Raw genomic sequence first — 18,686 nt, 5'->3', positions numbered from 1 at the left:
TTAAGCCCTTTGAGATTATTTTAGCGTGCGTCGAAATGTGCAATCTGAGCGAACTCAGCAGCATCGAGAGAAGCGCCACCAACAAGAACACCGTCAACGTCGTTTTCTGCCAAAATTTCTGGTGCAGAAGTCGCTTTAACAGATCCGCCGTAGAGTACACGAACTTTTTCAGCAACGTCAGCGTTGTAGAGTTTCTCCATTTCAGCTCGGATTGCTGCAGACATCTCTTGTGCGTCAGCAGAAGTTGCTACTTTTCCGGTGCCGATTGCCCATACTGGTTCGTATGCAATCACAAGTGTTTCAGCTTGTTCTGCGGTGAGTCCTTCAATGGAGCCACGAAGCTGTTCCAGAGTAAATTCAACGTGGTTTCCAGCTTCACGAGTTTCTAGCCCTTCACCAACACACAAGACGGGGGTGAGTTCGTGACGGTATGCAGCTTGTACTTTTGCTGCGCAGATAGCATCGCTTTCGGCGTGGATGGTACGACGTTCTGAGTGTCCGACGAGAACATAGCGTGCACCAAGTTTTGAGAGGAATGCTCCGGAGATATCTCCGGTGTATGCGCCAGAGTCTTTATCGGATAGGTCTTGTGCACCGTAGCGTACCTGAAGTTTGTCCCCATCTACGAGGGTCTGCACGGAGCGAATATCGGTAAAGGGTGGGAACACAACAACTTCGGTGTTGTCGTAGTTGAAGTTTGCGTCGTCAAGAGTCCACGCGAGCTTCTGCATCAAAGTCACACCTTGGGTGTGATCCATATTCATTTTCCAGTTACCGGCAATAAAAGGTTTGCGGGTCATATTTGTTGAGTCCTTTTCTCCGCTGATGCGGCGATTTTTATTGTAAGCCTAGATATGTGCACCGAGTTGGTCTACGGTTTTAGAACTTACTTATCTAAGCATATCTAGTAGTGCTGTTATACGACAATGGCGGGTCACCAGAGGTAACCCGCCATGTCTAGATATTTTTAGGCACCTAGTGCGTCTAATCCGGGAAGAGTCTTACCTTCAATGTATTCGAGGGAAGCTCCACCACCGGTGGAAATATGTCCAAACTGTGCATCCTCAAAACCGAGGTTGCGAACAGCTGAAGCTGAGTCGCCGCCACCGATAATAGAGAATGCTTCTGAAGAGACGAGTGCTTGCGCAACGCTCTTGGTTCCTTCAGAGAATGCTGGAATTTCGAAGACACCAACTGGGCCGTTCCAGAACACGGTCTTAGCTGCCTTAATCTTTTCAGCAAAGATTTCGCGTGTTTTAGGACCGATGTCTAGGCCTTCTGCTTCAGCGCCGAGTTTTCCGCCTTCGAGGTCTTCGATGGGGCGAATTTCGGTGTTTGCGTCGTTGGAGAAGTCATCAGACCAGACGATGTCGCTTGCGATAATGATTTCAGTTCCCTTTTCAGGAGCTTCTTTCAAGTATCGCTGAACATTCTCGATTTGGTCTTCTTCAAGAATTGACTTGCCGACTTTGTAGCCTTGTGCAGCTGCGAAAGTGTATCCCATACCGCCACCGATGAGCAGGGTGTCTGCTTTACCGATGAGGTTGTCGATAACTGCAAGTTTATCGGAGACTTTGGAGCCACCCATGACGACAACAAAAGGACGCTCTGGGTTGTTGAGGGTCTTTGCTAGAACATCAACTTCTTTTTTGACGAGGTCGCCAAGGTAGGATGGAAGACGTTTAGCAACGTCGTAGACAGAAGCATGTTTACGGTGTACAGCACCGAAAGCGTCGTCAACGTATGCTCCGTTTTCACCAGTAAGTGCTACGAGTTCGTCAGCGAAGGCACCGCGTTCTGCGTCGTCTTTAGAGGTTTCACGTGCGTCGTAACGAACGTTCTCTACAACGAGCACTTCACCATCTTTCAGAGCAGCAGCTTTAGCTTGTGCATCTTCACCGACAACGTCAGTTGCAACAACGACGTTGAAGTCTGCTAGTTCTGCAAGGCGTGCGGCTGCTGGCGCGATGGAATATTGTGGATCCACTTTGCCTTTAGGGCGACCGAGGTGAGCGGTAACGATGACGCGTGCGCCAGCGTCTGCTAGTTTTTTCAAAACTGGCAGTGATGCTTTGACACGGCCGTCGTCAGTAACAGTGGTGCCTTTGAGTGGCACGTTCAAGTCTGAGCGAACGAGAACGTGACGGCCCGATACACCTTCAGCGATGAGTTCATCGAGAGCGTGTGCCATGATGTTCTTCTCCAATACAGTTGGTTGAGACAGAGTACCTAAAAGGCAGTCTAGATTAGAGAGCTGCTACGACTTTGTTGGTGAACATTACAAGGCGTGATACGTAACCGTATTCGTTGTCGTACCATGCGAAGACCTTAACCTGGTTGCCAATAACCTTGGTCAAAGGTGCGTCGAATACGGTAGAGATAGGCTCACCTTCGATGTCCTTGGAAACGATGGGGTCTTCATTGTACTTGATGATGCCTGCGAATTCGTTTTCAGCTGCTTCGCGTACTGCTGCGTTAACTTCTTCAACGGTAACTTCTTTAGAAGCTTCGAAGGTCAAGTCAACAACAGAGCCGGTGGGGGTAGGAACGCGAACTGCCAAGCCATCGAGTTTACCCTTGAGTTCAGGAAGAACAAGTCCAACTGCTGCTGCTGCACCGGTGGAGGTAGGTACCATGTTCAACGCTGCTGCACGTGCACGACGAAGGTCGCGGTGAGGAGCGTCGAGTAGACGCTGGTCAGCAGTGTATGCGTGGATGGTGGTCATCAAGCCGCGTTCGATACCGAACTTGTCGTTAAGAACCTTTGCCATAGGTGCAAGGCAGTTGGTGGTGCAAGATGCGTTAGAGACGATGTGCATGGTCTCAGAGTCGTAATCGCTGTCGTTAACACCCATGACGAAGGTGCCGTCGATGTTCTTACCGGGTGCAGAAAGGATAACCTTCTTTGCGCCAGCTTCGATGTGAGCTTTAGCTTTGGTGCCCTCGGTGAAAAGACCGGTGGATTCGAGAACAACGTCTACGCCGAGGTCTGCCCAAGGAAGGTTTGCAGGCTCGCGCTCTGCAAGAATCTTGATTTCTTTGCCGTCAACAACAAGGTTGCCGTCTTTGACCTGAACATCACTTTCGAAGGTGCCCATGATGGAATCGTACTTGAGCAGGTGTGCCAAAGTTTTTGCGTCAGTTAGGTCGTTAACTGCGACAATTTCGAATCCTGCGCCATCTTTTGCTGCTGCGCGGAAGAAGGTACGACCGATGCGGCCAAAGCCGTTAATTGCTACACGTACAGTCACTGGGAATCAAACTCCTCATTATTCAGTGAATTATTAGAGGACGGAAAGCGAAAGTCTCACTTTCTCGACCTTAGAACCTTACCTTGTGTGGTTTAGCCCTAAAGTTCCTTGGGCTTCCGTCCGGTTCTGTTAATATCTTACGACAAAATATGTGAGTTTGGGTGTGTTTCTGTAGTTTTATTTGGTGAATTTTTGGAAAACTCCGTTTTATCCCCAAAACAACTGTTGTTTTTCGTGCTTTTTACAGTTTTTATCCCTCAAAGAGGAATAGCAGCATACACAATACACACATATCCCCACATTGATGCGTGTACCTATCCCACAAAAACAATGGGCCTGAGGCAAAACCTCAGACCCATGAGCCCTGCTTATATCTACAGGCTACAAATCACCATGACCAGCATCCGTACCAGGAATTCCCAACTCAGAAGCACGCTTATCCGCCATAGCTAACAAACGACGAATACGACCAGCGATAGCATCCTTGGTCATAGGAGGATCAGCCAAACGCCCTAACTCATCCAAAGACGCCTGCTTATGAGCAACACGCAACTCCCCCGCATATCGCAAATGCTCCGGAACCCTATCACCAAGAATCTCCAAAGCACGCTCCACACGAGCACCAGCTGCAACAGCAGCCTGAGCAGAACGACGCAAATTAGCATCATCAAAATTAGCCAAACGATTAGCCGTAGCTCGAACTTCTTTACGGGCACGACGTTCACGCCAACTATTCAACGTCTCATTAGCACCCATACGTTCCAACAACATGCCGATAGTCTCACCATCACGCACGACAACACGATCCACGCCACGCACCTCACGTGCCTTAGCAATCACGTCAAGACGCCGAGCAGCACCAACCAAAGCAAGAGCCGCCTCCGGACCGGGACACGTAAACTCTAACGCTGAAGAACGACCAGGCTCCGTCAAAGACCCATGAGCCAAAAACGCACCACGCATCACAGCCTCAGCATCAGCTAACGAACCGTTCACCACGGCAGGAGGCAAACCACGCACAGGACGACCACGACTATCTAAAAGACCAGTCTGACGAGCCAATGCTTCACCGCCACTAGTGACACGAACGATATAACGACCACCTCGTCGTAAACCACCACCAGAGACCGACGTAATCTCAGATTCACGCCCATACATCTCAGCAATGTTATATTGCAAACGCAAAGCAGTAGATTCAAGATCCACCTCAGACTCAATCACAATCTTGCCCGACACCAAATGCAAACCACTGGTAAAACGCAAAATAGTTGAGACCTCAGCCTTACGAACCGAAGACTTCGTCGATTCATAGCGGGCAAGTTCTTCTTTAACCGAAGCCGTTAGTGCCATACGGCAATTCCTCCAAAAACATATAGATGCGATGTCACCTTCATAAACAACAGTGAAATACCGCTACGACAAATAAGTTCTAAACACTTCTTGATAGGCCGCTCCAAGCTTAAGCGGGTCGTGCACGTTTCTTTCCACACTATTACGCACAGATCTCCAAAAAACCTTACCGCCCAACTCAGCTGCAACCTTATTAAGCTCATCAGGTGAGCCCATACCGTCACAATCCGCTATCACCGCGTTAAGCCTAAATTCTGGAACGTATTTACGCAAAATACGAAGATGCTCAGAAGCACTCATTCCCAGAGTTTCCCGATCCTCCAGCTCAAGATTCATCACCACACAAATCTTCGCTTCAGTCTGCAATAATGCATCGCGAATCCCCGGCAATAACAAATGAGGAAGAACCGATGTAAACCAAGAACCAGGACCGAGAATCACCCAGTCAGCTTCAAGAATCGATTGAACAGACTCTTCACAAGCCTCAGCACCTTCAGGAGTGAGCTTCACATTCTCAGCCCGAGCCACCTTAGCAACATTAACCTGACCGACAACATGCTCGACCACTGGCACTCCAGCATCATCATAACGGACGTCATCGCCTTCAATGACCAACGGTTCACAAGACATCGGCAGAACCCGACCACGAGCATTCAGCAAAGCCCCAGCCCAGTCCAAACCAGCGACAGTGTCTTCAAGCAGTTGCCACAAGGTCACAATCAACAGATTGCCTAAAGCATGATCTTCTAAACCACTAGAAGGATTCTGAACCGTCGAATGGAAACGACGCTGCATGACATCACGCCACGTCCGACCCCAATCAGTATCATCACATAAAGCGCTCAACGCCATACGCAAATCTCCTGGAGGTAACACCCCAAAATCTTGACGTAACCGACCAGAAGAACCACCGTCATCAGCAACCGTCACAATAGCCGTCAAATCAGAAGTCACGTGACGCAAAGCAGATAACGAGCCATATAAACCATGCCCGCCACCAAGAGCAGCAACTTTCACCGGACGATGACGACGAGAACGATCTTTAAAAGTTCTCAGATTCTCAGGTAACTTAATAGGAGCGGTAGGTAACTGATACATGCTCACTGTTATTCTCGCCCCATATCTCGATGTTGCAGATTCACATTCACATCAGGCAATTCACGGAGACGACGAGCAATCTCTGTAGAAACAGCAACAGAACGATGCTTACCGCCGGTACAACCAATAGCAATCGTGGCGTAATGCTTACCCTCTTGACGATACCCCTTCAGAACAGGTTTCAGAGTCTTCATATAGTTCTCAAGAAACTCTATCGTTCCAGGGTTCTCCATCACATAGTCACGAACTGGAGCATCCTCACCAGTGTAAGGACGCAATTCCGGAACCCAATGAGGATTCGGAATAAAACGCATATCTGCCATATAGTTCGCATCAGTTGGGGCACCATACTTGAATCCAAAGCTCATAACTGTCAGATTCAAAACACCAGGTTTGCTCGAAGAATACATCGAACGAATCACATGAGCAAGCTCATGCACATTCTTTCCAGAAGTATCAATCACAGAATCAGCGGCTTCTTTCAAAGCCTCAAAAATCTTACGCTCACGAGCAATACCATCAACAACACGCCCTTCACCCTGTAACGGATGAGGACGACGCTGAGACTCATATCGAGCGATAATATCCTCATCTTTAGCGTCAAGGAATAACATCCGGAAGTTCACATTAGACTTACGCAAGGTATCAATAGCACTCGGCAAATCATTAAACAACGCACGTGCCCGCACATCAATACCAATAGCAAGACGCGGCATCGCATCAGGGGCACGCATCACCAAATCAGCTAGAGCCTGCAACATCTGCGGTGGGATATTATCAACAACATACCAACCCTCATCTTCGAGGACATTGGCAGCGGTGCTTCGTCCAGCCCCAGAAATACCCGTTACGACGAGAATCTCAGGACGTTTTTCCCTCACTACTTCGAGGTTATGAGTATCAACCATAGCTTTGTCTCTTTCGTCAGCTCTGAGAACATCTCCAAAACTAAAATATGTATTAGTTTACACCGATGCTACTCCTAGCTACTACCGTACATGATGAAACTAAAACTTAGCTATCTAAAAGTTCTCCCGTAGACATATCAACACCGGCAGTTCCGGCACTAACACTCTGCTGTTCAGCCGCAAAATAATCAACAATTTTTTGAGCCAGAGAAGGCCCCACACCTGGCACCTGTTGAAGCTCTTGCAACGAAGCTTTTTTGACTTCTGCTAAAGACCCAAAATAATCCAATAATGCCTGACGCTTCTTCTCCCCCAGACCATCAATACCTGACAATACAGAAGCAACCATCGCCTTGGCACGGCGAGAACGATGAAAAGTAATCGCAAAACGATGAGCCTCATCACGGATACGCTGAATCAAGAAAAGAGCCTGCGACGAACGAGGCAAAATAATCGGAAACTCATCATCTACAACCCATATTTCTTCTAGTCTTTTAGCAATACCCGCAACATACACACCCTCAATATTCAAATCTGCTAGGGCACGTTCAGCCGCAGCCACCTGAGCGCTCGCACCATCTACTAACAGCAAGTTAGGAGGATACGCAAACTTTGGTGCAGAGCGCTCTATACCCGAGTCAGAGGCAGAAGAAATCTTCGTCCCTTCAGATTTTTCGTGAAGATATCTTTTAAAACGTCGTGTAATGACTTCATACATACTGCCGACATCATCGCCAGCATTCTTTTCAGAAATTGTGAATTTACGGTACTGATTTTTTTGAGGTAGCCCATCTTCAAAAACAACCATTGACCCTACCGCATGCGAACCTTGAATATGAGAAATGTCATAGCATTCGATGCGCAATAAAGGAACGTCCAATTCCAAAGCTTCTTGAAGCTCCACCAAAGACGCTGAACGAGTCGTCAAATCTCCAGCACGACGTAACTTATGAACAGCTAAAGACTGTTGTGCGTTTTCTTCAACGGTCTCTAACAGCTCACGGCGCTCTGCACGCGGAGAGCTCGTAATCCGCACCGACGAACCACGACATTGAGAAAGCCATTGCTCTAAACGGCTCTGATTCTCGGGAAGAACCGGAACAACAATATGAGGAGGAATCTCAAACTCATTTCGTTCTTGGTCATCATGCTCTCCTGATTCCCCCAACACATATTCTCCATAGACTTGCATCAAGAGCTTCTCTATTAGGGCAGCGTCTTCTTCTTCACCAGAGCGTTCAACAATCCACCCGCGCTGAGCACGAATCTTGCCCGCACGAACAAAAAATACTTGAATCGCAATCTCTAACTCATCACCTGCATAAGCAAAAAAATCGGCGTGAGTACTATCAGCAAGAACAACCGTATTCCGTTCAAAAACCTTCTCTAATGCTAGAAGGTCATCACGCAAACCAGCAGCTTTCTCAAAATCTAGTTCAGCGGCAGCCGCCTTCATCTGCTGTTTTAGCTCAGCTATAAACTTCTCAGAACCACCACTCATAAAACGGCATAGCTGTTGCGCTAAATCATAGTGTTCCTCTTCAGAGATACGACCAATACACGGCGCTGAGCATTTGTTGATATATCCCAGAAGACACGAACGTCCTGTTTTTTGAGCACGACGAAACACCCCAGCAGAACAGGTACGCAATGGAAATACTTTTAGTAGAGTCTCCAAGGTCTCGCGGATAGCCCAAACCTGTGTATACGGACCAAAATATCGGACACCTTTCTTCTTCTCTCCGCGCATAATCTGCACACGAGGGAAAGCATCTTTCATCGTAATCGCAAGATACGGGTATGTTTTATCGTCACGAAAAACGATGTTATATCGTGGCTTATATTCTTTAATCCAGGTGTACTCTAATTGAAGTGAATCAATCTCATTCTTAACAACAGTCCACTCCACCGAAGAAGCAGCATGCACCATCGCATAAGTTTTAGGGCTTAACGCTGAGACCTGCTGAAAATACGAGTTCAGGCGATTGCGAAGGTTTTTAGCCTTTCCAACATAGATTACTCTGCCGTGTTCATCACGAAAACGATAAACCCCCGGCGAGGTAGGTATCTGCCCCGATGCAGGACGATAACTTGCTGGATCTGCCACACGTAACCTTTCTCTACGATAGCCTTAAACTTTTCCTCCATCGCGAGACGCTGAAGGCGAAACGTTATAAACATTTTCTCGAGCTTGTCCCGAAAGCTGAGCAATTTCATCCATGATTTTATCGGTTGTTTCTCGACGCATCTTCCCGCTCATTTTTTCACCAGTGCGAGGAAAATATAACGGTTTTCCGACACGCACAGTAAAACGTCGAGGATAAACCATCATCGAGCCCTGTTTCTGAAGGCGATTAGTACCAATTAGACCAATAGGGATAACCGGAGCACCTGTCATATGCGCTAACCATGCCACACCAATTTTTCCACGGTATAAACGTCCGTCTAAAGAACGTGTACCTTCCGGATAAATACCAAATACGCGATCTTCTTCTAATACCGCTAAGGCGCGCTCTAAGGCTTTCATCGATTCTGAACGATCAGAACGATTCACCGGAATAATATCAATGACGTCAAATAGCTTCTTCATGATTTTCCCGCGTATCCCCGGAGTGTTAACGTATTCTGATTTTGCAAGAAACGCCACTCTTCGAGGCATGAGAGCTGAAATAATCACGGAGTCCAAAAAAGCTAAATGGTTAGAAGCCACGATCACAGGCCCATGCTCAGGAAAGTTCTCTAATCCTGTCACCCGTGCGCGAAATACAGTTCTTAAAAGAAAAGTAATGGTCTTTTGAGTGTTCTGATATAGTCGCATCAGCTTCCCTCCACGATGTTTAGAGATTTGTTATCAACATCCCAAGACATCATATTTTCCATAGTCAGTTAGAAGAATCATAGCAACCGTAAGCTCACCTTATGCGTACATAACGTAGCATGACCATTGAAAATCAATCTCAGATATTTTGGTAACACACCCGAGAAGGTCAGTTCAACAATTCTGCTAAGAAAGCGCCGGTATGAGACCCCTCAACCGTACTAATTTTTTCGGGAGTACCTTCTGCAATCACAGTTCCGCCACCGCTACCACCTTCAGGGCCCATATCAATCACCCAGTCAGCAGATTTAATAACGTCAAGATTATGCTCGATAGTGATGACAGAGTTTCCTTTATCAACAAGCCCCTGAAGTACATGTAGTAGCTTTCGGATGTCTTCAAAGTGCAGACCCGTTGTTGGCTCATCAAGAACATAGATAGAACGCCCATTAGAACGTTTCTGCAATTCAGATGCGAGTTTAACACGCTGAGCTTCTCCACCCGATAACGTTGTAGCAGGCTGCCCTAACCGAATATAGCCTAAGCCCACATCAACCAAAGTATTCAGATGGCGGGCAATGGGAGAAAAAGCGGCAAAGAATTCAGCAGCCTCTTCAACCGGCATTTCAAGAACGTCAGCGATACTCTTACCTTTGTACAAGACCGCTAAGGTCTCGCGGTTATATCGTTTGCCGTGGCAGGTTTCGCACGGAACATACACATCTGGCAAGAAGTTCATCTCAATTTTAAGAGTTCCATCGCCAGAACAGTCCTCGCATCGTCCACCCTTGACGTTAAACGAAAAACGGCCAGGAAGATAACCACGCATTTTTGCTTCTTGAGTCTCAGCAAAAAGTTTACGAATATGGTCAAACACCCCAGTATATGTTGCGGGGTTAGAACGAGGCGTACGACCAATGGGAGACTGATCCACGTGAATAATCTTATCGAGATGTTCAGAACCAACAATTTTTGTGTGACGTCCAGGCACTTGCTTAGCTCCGTTAAGTTTCTGAGCTAATGCCGTGTAAAGAATGTCATTGACCAAGGTGGATTTACCTGAACCAGAAACACCCGTCACCGCGGTTAAAACACCGAGAGGGAACGAAACATCAATATTTTTGAGGTTGTTTTCGCGTGCCCCGCATACCTTGAGCATACGTTTTTTATCAATGGCACGACGATCCTTGGGAATATCAATGACACGACGTTTTGCCATATAGTCGCCAGTCAGCGATTTTGTATTGTTGAGCAGCTCCTCATAGGTTCCAGAATGAACGACTCGCCCACCATGTTCACCAGCACCAGGACCAACATCCACAATCCAGTCCGCTTCTTTCATGGTGTCTTCATCATGTTCTACCACGATGAGAGTGTTTCCCATGTCCCGCAATTTTGTTAACGTCTCAATCAAACGTCGATTATCTCTTTGGTGAAGCCCAATAGAAGGCTCATCTAAAACGTAAAGAACACCAACAAGGCCAGAGCCTATTTGAGTGGCTAGACGAATACGCTGCGCTTCACCGCCTGAGAGCGTAGACGCAGCACGCCCTAATGTCAGATAGTCTAGTCCCACATCAAGTAAGAACTGCAGACGTGCGTCAATCTCTTTGAGTACGAGGTCGGCGATGTGCGCTTCACGTTCGCTCAAAGAAAGTGAACGCATGAACTCAAGAGCCTCTCGTAGCGGCATCTCCGTAATATCGGCGATGGAAGCTCCGCCTACAGTAACCGCCAGTATCGTGCGGTTGAGACGTGCTCCCCCGCAGGTAGAGCACGCAACGTTACGCATATATTGTTCGTAACGGTCTTTAGACCATTCAGATTCGGTTTCTTCGTGTTTACGTTTAATGTATGCGTAGACGCCTTCAAAACCAGAGGTATAGCGTCGTTCACGTCCAAACCGATTTCGATACGAGACAGTAACCTTATAATCTTTACCTTTTAGAATGCTCTGACGAATCTTTGCGGGAAGTTTATTCCATGCAGTATCAAGGCTGAAGTCAAGTTCCTGTGCAAGGCCTTCTAGCAAACGTATCCAGTATTCGGAGGTTGCTTTACCTTGTGACCACGGAGCAATTGCGCCTTCACGAATCGTTGCTTGAGGATTAGGAATAATCAGGTCTTCATCAACTTCGAGAGTAAACCCAATACCGTCACAAGCAGAACACGCACCAAATGGGGAGTTGAAGGAGAATACACGCGGTTCAATTTCTTCCATTTGCACAGGATGATTTTGAGGGCATGCTAAATGCTCGCTAAAACGTCGTGTACGTTTCGGTGAGTTTTCATCTTCATCGACAAAGTCAATGAGTACGTTTCCTTCGCTCAGTTTAAGAGCGGTTTCGATGGAGTCTGTGAGACGTTGTTGGATGCTGTCTTTAATGACGAGACGATCTACGACAACCTCAATAGTGTGTTTATATTGTTTAGCGAGTTTTGGTGGGTCAGAAAGTTGAATGTTTTCTCCGTCGACGCGAGCGCGAGAAAAACCTTGTGCAGAGAGTTCTAGGAAGAGGTCGACGAATTCTCCTTTACGTGCTGAGACGACGGGAGATAACACTTGAAAACGGGTTTTCTCGGGTAGTGCCATGAGCTGGTCAACGATTTGTTGAGGGCTCTGTTGTGAGATTTCTTCTCCACATTCGGGGCAATGCGGGTGTCCGATACGTGCCCAGAGAAGGCGCATATAGTCGTAGATTTCGGTGATAGTTCCGACGGTAGAGCGAGGGTTTTTTGAGGTAGATTTCTGGTCGATGGAAACTGCGGGTGAGAGGCCCTCAATAAAATCTACGTCAGGTTTATCTACTTGTCCGAGGAACATTCGTGCATAGGCTGAGAGGGATTCTACGTAGCGGCGTTGCCCTTCAGCGAAGATGGTATCGAACGCTAGTGAAGATTTTCCGGAGCCGGAGAGTCCGGTGAAAACGACCATGGAGTTTCTTGGTATAACGAGGTCTACATTTTTGAGGTTGTTTTCTCGTGCACCTTGAACGTGGATATGTTCTTGGTTTCGTTGATGTGCAGTTGTCTCTGCCATGGTGTTCCTCAGCCTTAAAACTATCTATGTGTTCGAAGATATATTCTAAGTGTTTTCTGGTGCTTTGACTACTCTACGTTGCAAGGGGCGCAAAAGTTTGACACACATAACTTCACTCATGGGGATTCTTTTTCGTCTAGAATACTGGGTTTTAGGTTGGAGCGGGTAGTGTCTTGGTCTGTCATAGAGCTTCTGGTAGAGCAAGTTTTCCAAGTAGACTACATACCATGACAGATTCTCTCGGTACTCTTCTTTTTTCGACTGATGATATAACGCTTCGTTCATTGTCCGTCTCGCAGATGGAAAATAATGTTTATCTACTCACCAATATTCGCAGTGGTGAGCAAATCATGATTGATGCTGCAGCGGATGCTGAACGTCTATGTTCTTTTGCCCGTGACGTTGCATGCCATGATGTTTTAGATGGTGGCGGTTCGGCAAGGATTACGACTATTTTTACAACCCACGGGCATTGGGATCATATCCGCGCTTTAGAAGCTGTTGCTGAGGCCTCTGGTGCAAGAACGTATGCTGGGGCAGCAGATATTCAGGCTATTGAGTCCCAAGAAAATTATCGGGTACATCACGAGCTTCATGGTCAAGAGCGTTTTGAGTATTCTTCGTATCGTTTAGAAACCATTTCTTTAGTAGGTCATACCCCTGGTTCTATTGCATATGTTCTCACAGCTGAGGGTCTTCCGACAGTTATTTTCTCTGGCGATTCTCTCTTCCCTGGTGGAGTCGGTAAAACAGATTCTCCAGAAGATTTTTGTTCTCTCTTTCATGATGTCACCACAAAATTATTTGATGTTTTTTCGGATGACACGGTGGTTCTTCCAGGTCATGGGAAGGGCACGACGTTAGGTCAGGAGCGTCCGTCTCTAGAGCAGTGGAAAGAGCGCGGCTGGTAGTCAAACACACTATGTTGTACATATAGCTGGTGGTGGAGAACCTCTTACAAGGTTCTCCACCACCAGCTATATGTCGTGATAGGAGTACAGACTGTTGGTTTAGAACAGTCCAGTAATTTTTCCTTCTGCGTCAAAACCGATGCGCTCAGCTGCTGGAGATTTAGCTAGCCCAGGCATGGTGCGCATGGTGCCACAAATGGCGTAAACGTATCCGGCTCCCGCTGCCAGACGCACTTCGCGTACGGGCATAGTCCAACCTGTAGGTGCGCCTTTGAGTTTGGGGTCAGAAGATATTGAAAGGTGTGTTTTTGCGATAACAACCGGAAGTTTCCCGTAACCAAGCTCTTCAAAACGACGTAATTGTTTTCGAGCAGATGCACTCAGCTCAATATCGTCTGCGCCGTATACGTTGACAGCAACTTTTTGAAGCTTTTCAGCGAGGGAGTCGTCGTCATTGTAGGTGAAGGTGAGCTCATGCGATTCTTCACATGCTTGAACGACTGCTTCTGCAAGTTCTACAGTCCCTCGTCCACCTTCAGCAACGCCACGGTGGATAGCAACACGGGCACCTGATTCTTCAGCGATACGCGCAATCACCTCATGCTCTGAAGGGTAATCACTAGGGAAAGCGTTGATGGCAACGACAGGTTGTACTCCGAAGCTGCGAACGATATCTAAATGTTTTTTGAGGTTTGCTGCGCCAGCTTCTACATCGTGTGGGTTCTCTTCCAGAAGCTCTGGTGGAAGAGGTTTGCCCGGTGTGATGGTGTATCGTCCAGAATGAGATTTGAGTGAACGTACCGTCACAACAAGAACTGCTGCATCAGGTTTAAGACCTGATACACGGCATTTGACGTTGAAGAAGCGTTCTGCTCCCATGTCTGCACCGAAACCAGCTTCTGTAATCACGTAATCCGCGTGTTCAAGCCCAACATAGTCGGCAAGGATTGAGGAGTTTCCTGTGGCGATATTACCAAAGGGGCCTGCGTGAATCAGTGCGGGAGTATGTTCAAGGGTTTGCATGAGGTTGGGGTGTATCGCGTCAGAAAGAATAACGGCGAGCGCGCCGTCTGCTTTGAGGTCTTTGGCGGTAACGGGCTCACCTTCATGAGTGTATCCGATGACGATACGGCCAAGGCGTTCTTGGAGGTCCTGCTGAGATTTTGCGAGAGAAAGAATTACCATGATTTCGCTGGCGGAGGTAATATCGAAGCCGGTTTCTCGAGGGACTCCGTCCATTCTCTCGCCAAGCCCGATTACGACGTTGCGTAAGGAGCGGTCGTTGATGTCGAGAACTCGACGCCATGAGATACTTCGGGAGTCGATGCCTAGCTCATTGCCGTGATGCAGGTGGTTATCAATCATGGCTGCGAGCATGTTATGTGCGGCTGTTACCGCATGGAAATCTCCGGTGAGGTGAAGGTTTAGCTTTTCCATGGGGACAATCTGAGAGTATCCGCCACCGGCTGCGCCTCCTTTGATACCGAACGTAGGTCCCATGGAGGGCTGTCGCAGGGTGAGCATTGCGCTCTTACCAATCTGCCCCATTCCTTGAGCTAGTGAGACAGAGGTTGCGGTTTTCCCTTCACCAAGTGGGGTCGGTGTTACGGCAGTAACAACAATATATTTGGAATTGCGGGCTTGTGCGGTGTGCGCATTAGTTGTTTCGTCTAGAAGAACTTTTGCTACGTACTTTCCATAATTTTCGAGGCGGTCTTCGTTGATGCCTGCTTGTTGAGCAATCTCGTTAATTGGTTTGAGAGTTGCTTGCTGTGCGATTTCTAGGTCGCTAGGAAATGGTTGTGCCATGAGGTGTTCCTTCTCTGTTGAGAGTTTTTCTCGTCTCCTATCTTATGTTGAACATGACCTAAAACACTATGGTTCGTGAAGAACTTTTTGGCGTTGTACTGTTCAAGCTTGACGCAAAATCTCTTCGGTCTCACCCATGTCGGCGATACTGCCGTTTTCTAAAAGCACTGCTCGTTGGGCAAGGCTCGTAATACGTGCATCGTGGCTAATAATGATAACCGTTCGGTCTTTAAAGATAGCGTTCAGGCTCTGACGTGCTTGTTCTAGTTCTAAGGCAGTTGTTGATTCGTCCAAAATCACAGCATGTGGATTAGCTAAAACGATACGAGCTAAAGCAATATGCTGTATCTGCTGTTCGCTGAGGGTTACCGCGTTGTCGGCGGAGTGCTCTCCCCCAACTCGGGTGTGTAATCCGTCATTGAAGTGGTGAATCCATGAGGCACCAACAGCTTCAAGGGCGTGATACATTTCAGCCTCTGACGCCTGAGTACAGACCATATTAAGGTTTTCTGCAATAGTTCCAAGGAACAGGTGAGCTTCTTGGGTGCAAATTAGTAGTCGGGGGCGACCGTCTGCGGCCGGTGTGGTGGGGTATCGCCCGTCGCCTACTCGTTCGCCCAGAACAGCAATCTGCCCGGAAGATGCTGTCAACGACCCAGCGATTAGCCGTGCGAGAGTTGTTTTACCAGAACCAGAACGTCCAATGAGAGCTAAAGACTGTCTTTCAGGAATATCTAGGTCAATATGGTGAATCACATGGTTATCCGGAGTGTAACCATAGCTCATCTGTTCAATATGTACCGTAGCTGTGTGAGGTACTGTTTCAGAGTATTTTTGGTGATTCTGTTGGCGACGATGTTGCTGTTGTGAGCATAGGTCAATCACCCCGCAAATACGCCCCATACTTACGGTCATTTCACGCATTCTGGTAATCCAGAAAGTCATGATTTCGACGTTGATTCGTAAAGAGAACATCAAAATTGCGGCGGTAGATACTTCACCCCAAGTAGCCCAACCCTGCTGCACACAATAGTATCCCCACAGCATGGTGAGCAATAGCGGAAGATAGTTGTTGAAGGCGTTTACCGCCCAGAACGTGGCACGCACTTGCACAAGACGGTAGGTGTCGTCATAAAAAGCGTCAATACGCTGGTCAAGTATTGTTTGACGATGTTGGCTCACACCTAAAGAGCGGATAGTTTGTGCACCTCGAACGTTTTCTGTCATGACGGTAGTCAGTTCTGAAGATCGTCCGGCAATGTTCAGCATTCCCTGAGCAATTTTGGGCAGAAAGAACCTCAGACTTATTGCGAGAAAGCATAGCATCGGGATGGTCACCATACCTAGCGGCACAGATAACACAAAAATAGAGCCACAAAAAATAAAGATACGAATAATGGTGGCGGTGAGTTCTGGAATACCGCTGGTAATGATATCTCGAATAGCTTCTAAATCGTTGGTGATACGGGATACGAGGTCTCCGCTTCCGGCGTCTTCAATAGTTTGAGCGTCGAGGTTCATCGACGATTCAACCAGTTGAACACCTAAATCTTGGTGAACTCGTGTACCAATAATTTGACTTTGATAGAGCCATTGACGCGTCAACCATGCTGATATCACCACAGAGATAGCGATATATGCCAAAGATTGCCAGGGGTAGGTGCGCAGTTCCTGATTAAGTACGGCATCAACCAGTTTTCCGATATACCAAGGTGTTATGAGAGTAGCTAGCGAGGAAAGAGTAAACAGTATAAAAATCCAGAATACGCGTTGAGGTGTCGCAAAAATCGATCGAGCAACAATTTTCCATGTTGTTTGTGCCGGAGCAATGGGAAGAAGTTTAGCCATCGATCATGCTTTCTTGAAGGATTCTACGTTTTTCTGTTTCAACAGTAGTACTGACAATATAAACGCCGTGAAGATGTTCTAGAAGGCCATCTTCACAACATTCTTCTTCTAATCGGTCGAGGATGAAACGCTGGCTCGGTTCGTCCACGGAGTTAATAGGTTCGCAAAGAACCAGGTGTGTTTTATTCTGTGCCAAAGCGCGAGCTAACCCTAGTCGCTGACGTTGCCCTCCTGAAAGATTAGTGCCTTCAGAGTTAATCAGACATTGAGCATAATCTCCGGTTCGTTGTGGGTCTAGCCTATGAACAATTTCTTGAGCGTCGCTGAGTTCGAGGAGCTGGCTCATACGTTCTTGAGTCATTTCTTCTGTTTGCCCCAATTGCAGATGTTCTTCTAGCGTTCCTGCAAAAATCATCGGTTGAGAGCGAGAGAGAAGAACGTTATGCGCCCCGTAGCGTTGTTGCAGTTCTTGAGTGAGAACGTCAGCAAGGTGTTCGGCACTGAGCTGATATTTTTTCGGGTTGAGGTAATGCACTCTTCCTGAAGATAGGTTACTCTCATAGTTTTGGGTCGCAGGCTTATCCCCATTATGGTGAAATGTTTTTTGGGTGCGTTCTTTAAGTTCTTCGATGCGGGAAAGTGAGACGCGAGCTTGACGCCACATGTACAAGAAAAATTCCATTGACCATACAGGTGAAACCATCATCGAGATGATTCCGGTGACGGTCACTAACTGTTCAGCAGGAATAGTGGTTACCCAGTGTGCATCGATGATTTCTCCACGAAGTGCCAGAGCAACAGCCGCCATGGTCGTCATGCCAATCAGGAAGACTCGGCTAAAAGCACTCCAACTTTGCAAACGTTGATAGGAAAGCTGCGAATGGCGGACTTCTACAGCGGTTTGACGGTATCGGCTCATCATTGTTTGCTGTACCCCAAGTCCGACAATAGTTCTTAGCGCACTTGAAATATCAGAAGCGTAGGAGGTGTTCACACCAACTTTTTCACGAGCATAGGCAGCACGTTTTTCAAGAAAACGAGAGATAACGGTAATAGTGACGAGTGTTAGCAGCACACCAGCGCAAGAGACCACCGCGATAAGAGGGTTAATGAGCCACAATTGAACGGCACCTAATACGATGATGCTTAGTCCGCTCATCGTCGTCATAAGAGGCTGATAAAGGTAGGCAACCGTTTTGGTGTCTTTGTTGACGACCGTAATAATATTCCCTGGGTCTGAAGTGTTTTTAAGCTGAGGAATATAGGAGCAAGCGTAACGTTTCCAATCTCGGTCTAAGGCCGCAATATTTCTAAAGGCCGTGCCCCAACCAATATATTCGTTGGCGATCAAGAGTACGATGAGGATGCTCAAACCGGTGGTGAGTTTCCAAGCCCATGAGCTGTCCCCTTGAGCGTGGGCGCTGATGATATTCCCGATAAAGGCTGGAAGAAAAATTGTTGCTATCCCAGCAAGTGTTTCACTGACGAAAGGTAAATACCAGCGAAATGAGTTGTAGCGACCCCCCGGAGGACGAAGACGAAACGACACCTGCGTCGACGGACGGTTCTGTTGCTGCTCAGAAGATGCCACTAGAGGTTATCAACTTTCTCAAAAAGAAGGACCGATGATTCACGTATATATGAAGTAGAACT

At 47.4% G+C, this 18,686-nt stretch carries 13 protein-coding genes; 1 reads left to right on the top strand and 12 read right to left on the bottom strand.

Annotated elements, in window-relative coordinates:
• Positions 1-20 precede the first annotated feature (20 nt).
• The 9 genes from tpiA to uvrA all read right to left on the bottom strand — a co-directional run bounded on the left by tpiA (position 21) and on the right by uvrA (position 12,465).
• The gene (gene tpiA / locus ACN08W_RS02895; protein ID WP_419103483.1) at positions 21-800 is read right to left on the bottom strand and encodes a triose-phosphate isomerase; all 780 of its coding nucleotides are present in this window, start codon (positions 798-800) and stop codon (positions 21-23) included.
• A gap of 167 nt (positions 801-967) precedes the next feature.
• Entirely contained in the window at positions 968-2,191 is a 1,224-nt protein-coding gene (locus tag ACN08W_RS02890; RefSeq protein ID WP_419107381.1) for a phosphoglycerate kinase, read from the bottom strand.
• Positions 2,192-2,246: 55 nt separating this feature from the next.
• Positions 2,247-3,251 carry a type I glyceraldehyde-3-phosphate dehydrogenase gene (gene gap / locus ACN08W_RS02885; protein ID WP_419103485.1) on the bottom strand — a complete coding sequence of 335 codons (1,005 nt, stop codon included), beginning with the start codon at positions 3,249-3,251 and terminating at the stop codon, positions 2,247-2,249.
• 381 nt (positions 3,252-3,632) lie between these two features.
• Positions 3,633-4,601, bottom strand: coding sequence for a DNA-binding protein WhiA (gene whiA / locus ACN08W_RS02880; RefSeq protein ID WP_419101771.1), 969 nt, complete (start codon positions 4,599-4,601; stop codon positions 3,633-3,635).
• A gap of 63 nt (positions 4,602-4,664) precedes the next feature.
• Positions 4,665-5,699, bottom strand: coding sequence for a gluconeogenesis factor YvcK family protein (locus ACN08W_RS02875; RefSeq protein WP_419103486.1), 1,035 nt, complete (start codon positions 5,697-5,699; stop codon positions 4,665-4,667).
• A gap of 8 nt (positions 5,700-5,707) precedes the next feature.
• Positions 5,708-6,607: an RNase adapter RapZ gene (rapZ, locus tag ACN08W_RS02870; protein WP_419101773.1), complete on the bottom strand. Its 900-nt coding sequence runs from the start codon at positions 6,605-6,607 to the stop codon at positions 5,708-5,710.
• A gap of 106 nt (positions 6,608-6,713) precedes the next feature.
• Complete coding sequence (gene uvrC, locus ACN08W_RS02865; RefSeq protein ID WP_419107382.1) at positions 6,714-8,714, bottom strand: excinuclease ABC subunit UvrC; 2,001 nt, start codon at positions 8,712-8,714, stop codon at positions 6,714-6,716.
• Between the two features lie 24 nt (positions 8,715-8,738).
• Positions 8,739-9,425, bottom strand: a complete 687-nt coding sequence (locus ACN08W_RS02860) for a lysophospholipid acyltransferase family protein (RefSeq protein WP_419108760.1) — start codon at positions 9,423-9,425, stop codon at positions 8,739-8,741.
• A gap of 169 nt (positions 9,426-9,594) precedes the next feature.
• Complete coding sequence (gene uvrA / locus ACN08W_RS02855) at positions 9,595-12,465, bottom strand: excinuclease ABC subunit UvrA (RefSeq protein WP_419108759.1); 2,871 nt, start codon at positions 12,463-12,465, stop codon at positions 9,595-9,597.
• Positions 12,466-12,692: 227 nt separating this feature from the next.
• On the opposite strand from uvrA, the gene ACN08W_RS02850 reads away from it, so the two are divergent.
• The gene (locus ACN08W_RS02850) at positions 12,693-13,376 is read left to right on the top strand and encodes an MBL fold metallo-hydrolase (RefSeq protein ID WP_419103490.1); all 684 of its coding nucleotides are present in this window, start codon (positions 12,693-12,695) and stop codon (positions 13,374-13,376) included.
• Positions 13,377-13,475: 99 nt separating this feature from the next.
• Here the strand turns inward: ACN08W_RS02850 and ACN08W_RS02845 are convergent, their stop codons facing one another.
• The 3 genes from ACN08W_RS02845 to ACN08W_RS02835 all read right to left on the bottom strand — a co-directional run bounded on the left by ACN08W_RS02845 (position 13,476) and on the right by ACN08W_RS02835 (position 18,624).
• Complete coding sequence (locus ACN08W_RS02845; protein WP_419108758.1) at positions 13,476-15,185, bottom strand: formate--tetrahydrofolate ligase; 1,710 nt, start codon at positions 15,183-15,185, stop codon at positions 13,476-13,478.
• A gap of 102 nt (positions 15,186-15,287) precedes the next feature.
• Complete coding sequence (locus ACN08W_RS02840) at positions 15,288-17,033, bottom strand: ABC transporter ATP-binding protein (RefSeq protein ID WP_419103492.1); 1,746 nt, start codon at positions 17,031-17,033, stop codon at positions 15,288-15,290.
• Entirely contained in the window at positions 17,026-18,624 is a 1,599-nt protein-coding gene (locus ACN08W_RS02835; protein WP_419108757.1) for an ABC transporter transmembrane domain-containing protein, read from the bottom strand. Before ACN08W_RS02835 ends, ACN08W_RS02840 begins: the two co-directional genes overlap by 8 nt.
• Between the last annotated feature and the right edge of the window lie 62 nt (positions 18,625-18,686).

The sequence above is a fragment of the Rothia sp. CCM 9419 genome, from assembly GCF_048512815.1.
In the GTDB taxonomy this organism is placed as follows: Bacteria; Actinomycetota; Actinomycetes; order Actinomycetales; family Micrococcaceae; genus Rothia.
The sequence above is the reverse complement of the archived record's forward strand: the minus strand, read 5'-3'. Positions and strand labels throughout refer to the sequence as shown.

What these genes read in the sequence shown, in the direction of transcription:
- tpiA (WP_419103483.1), bottom strand. Translation starts at nt 800, where the DNA reads ATGACCCGCAAACCTTTTATTGCCGGTAACTGGAAAATGAATATGGAT.
- ACN08W_RS02890 (WP_419107381.1), bottom strand. Translation starts at nt 2,191, where the DNA reads ATGGCACACGCTCTCGATGAACTCATCGCTGAAGGTGTATCGGGCCGT.
- whiA (WP_419101771.1), bottom strand. Translation starts at nt 4,601, where the DNA reads ATGGCACTAACGGCTTCGGTTAAAGAAGAACTTGCCCGCTATGAATCG.
- ACN08W_RS02875 (WP_419103486.1), bottom strand. Translation starts at nt 5,699, where the DNA reads ATGTATCAGTTACCTACCGCTCCTATTAAGTTACCTGAGAATCTGAGA.
- rapZ (WP_419101773.1), bottom strand. Translation starts at nt 6,607, where the DNA reads ATGGTTGATACTCATAACCTCGAAGTAGTGAGGGAAAAACGTCCTGAG.
- ACN08W_RS02860 (WP_419108760.1), bottom strand. Translation starts at nt 9,425, where the DNA reads ATGCGACTATATCAGAACACTCAAAAGACCATTACTTTTCTTTTAAGA.
- uvrA (WP_419108759.1), bottom strand. Translation starts at nt 12,465, where the DNA reads ATGGCAGAGACAACTGCACATCAACGAAACCAAGAACATATCCACGTT.
- ACN08W_RS02850 (WP_419103490.1), top strand. Translation starts at nt 12,693, where the DNA reads ATGACAGATTCTCTCGGTACTCTTCTTTTTTCGACTGATGATATAACG.
- ACN08W_RS02845 (WP_419108758.1), bottom strand. Translation starts at nt 15,185, where the DNA reads ATGGCACAACCATTTCCTAGCGACCTAGAAATCGCACAGCAAGCAACT.
- ACN08W_RS02840 (WP_419103492.1), bottom strand. Translation starts at nt 17,033, where the DNA reads ATGGCTAAACTTCTTCCCATTGCTCCGGCACAAACAACATGGAAAATT.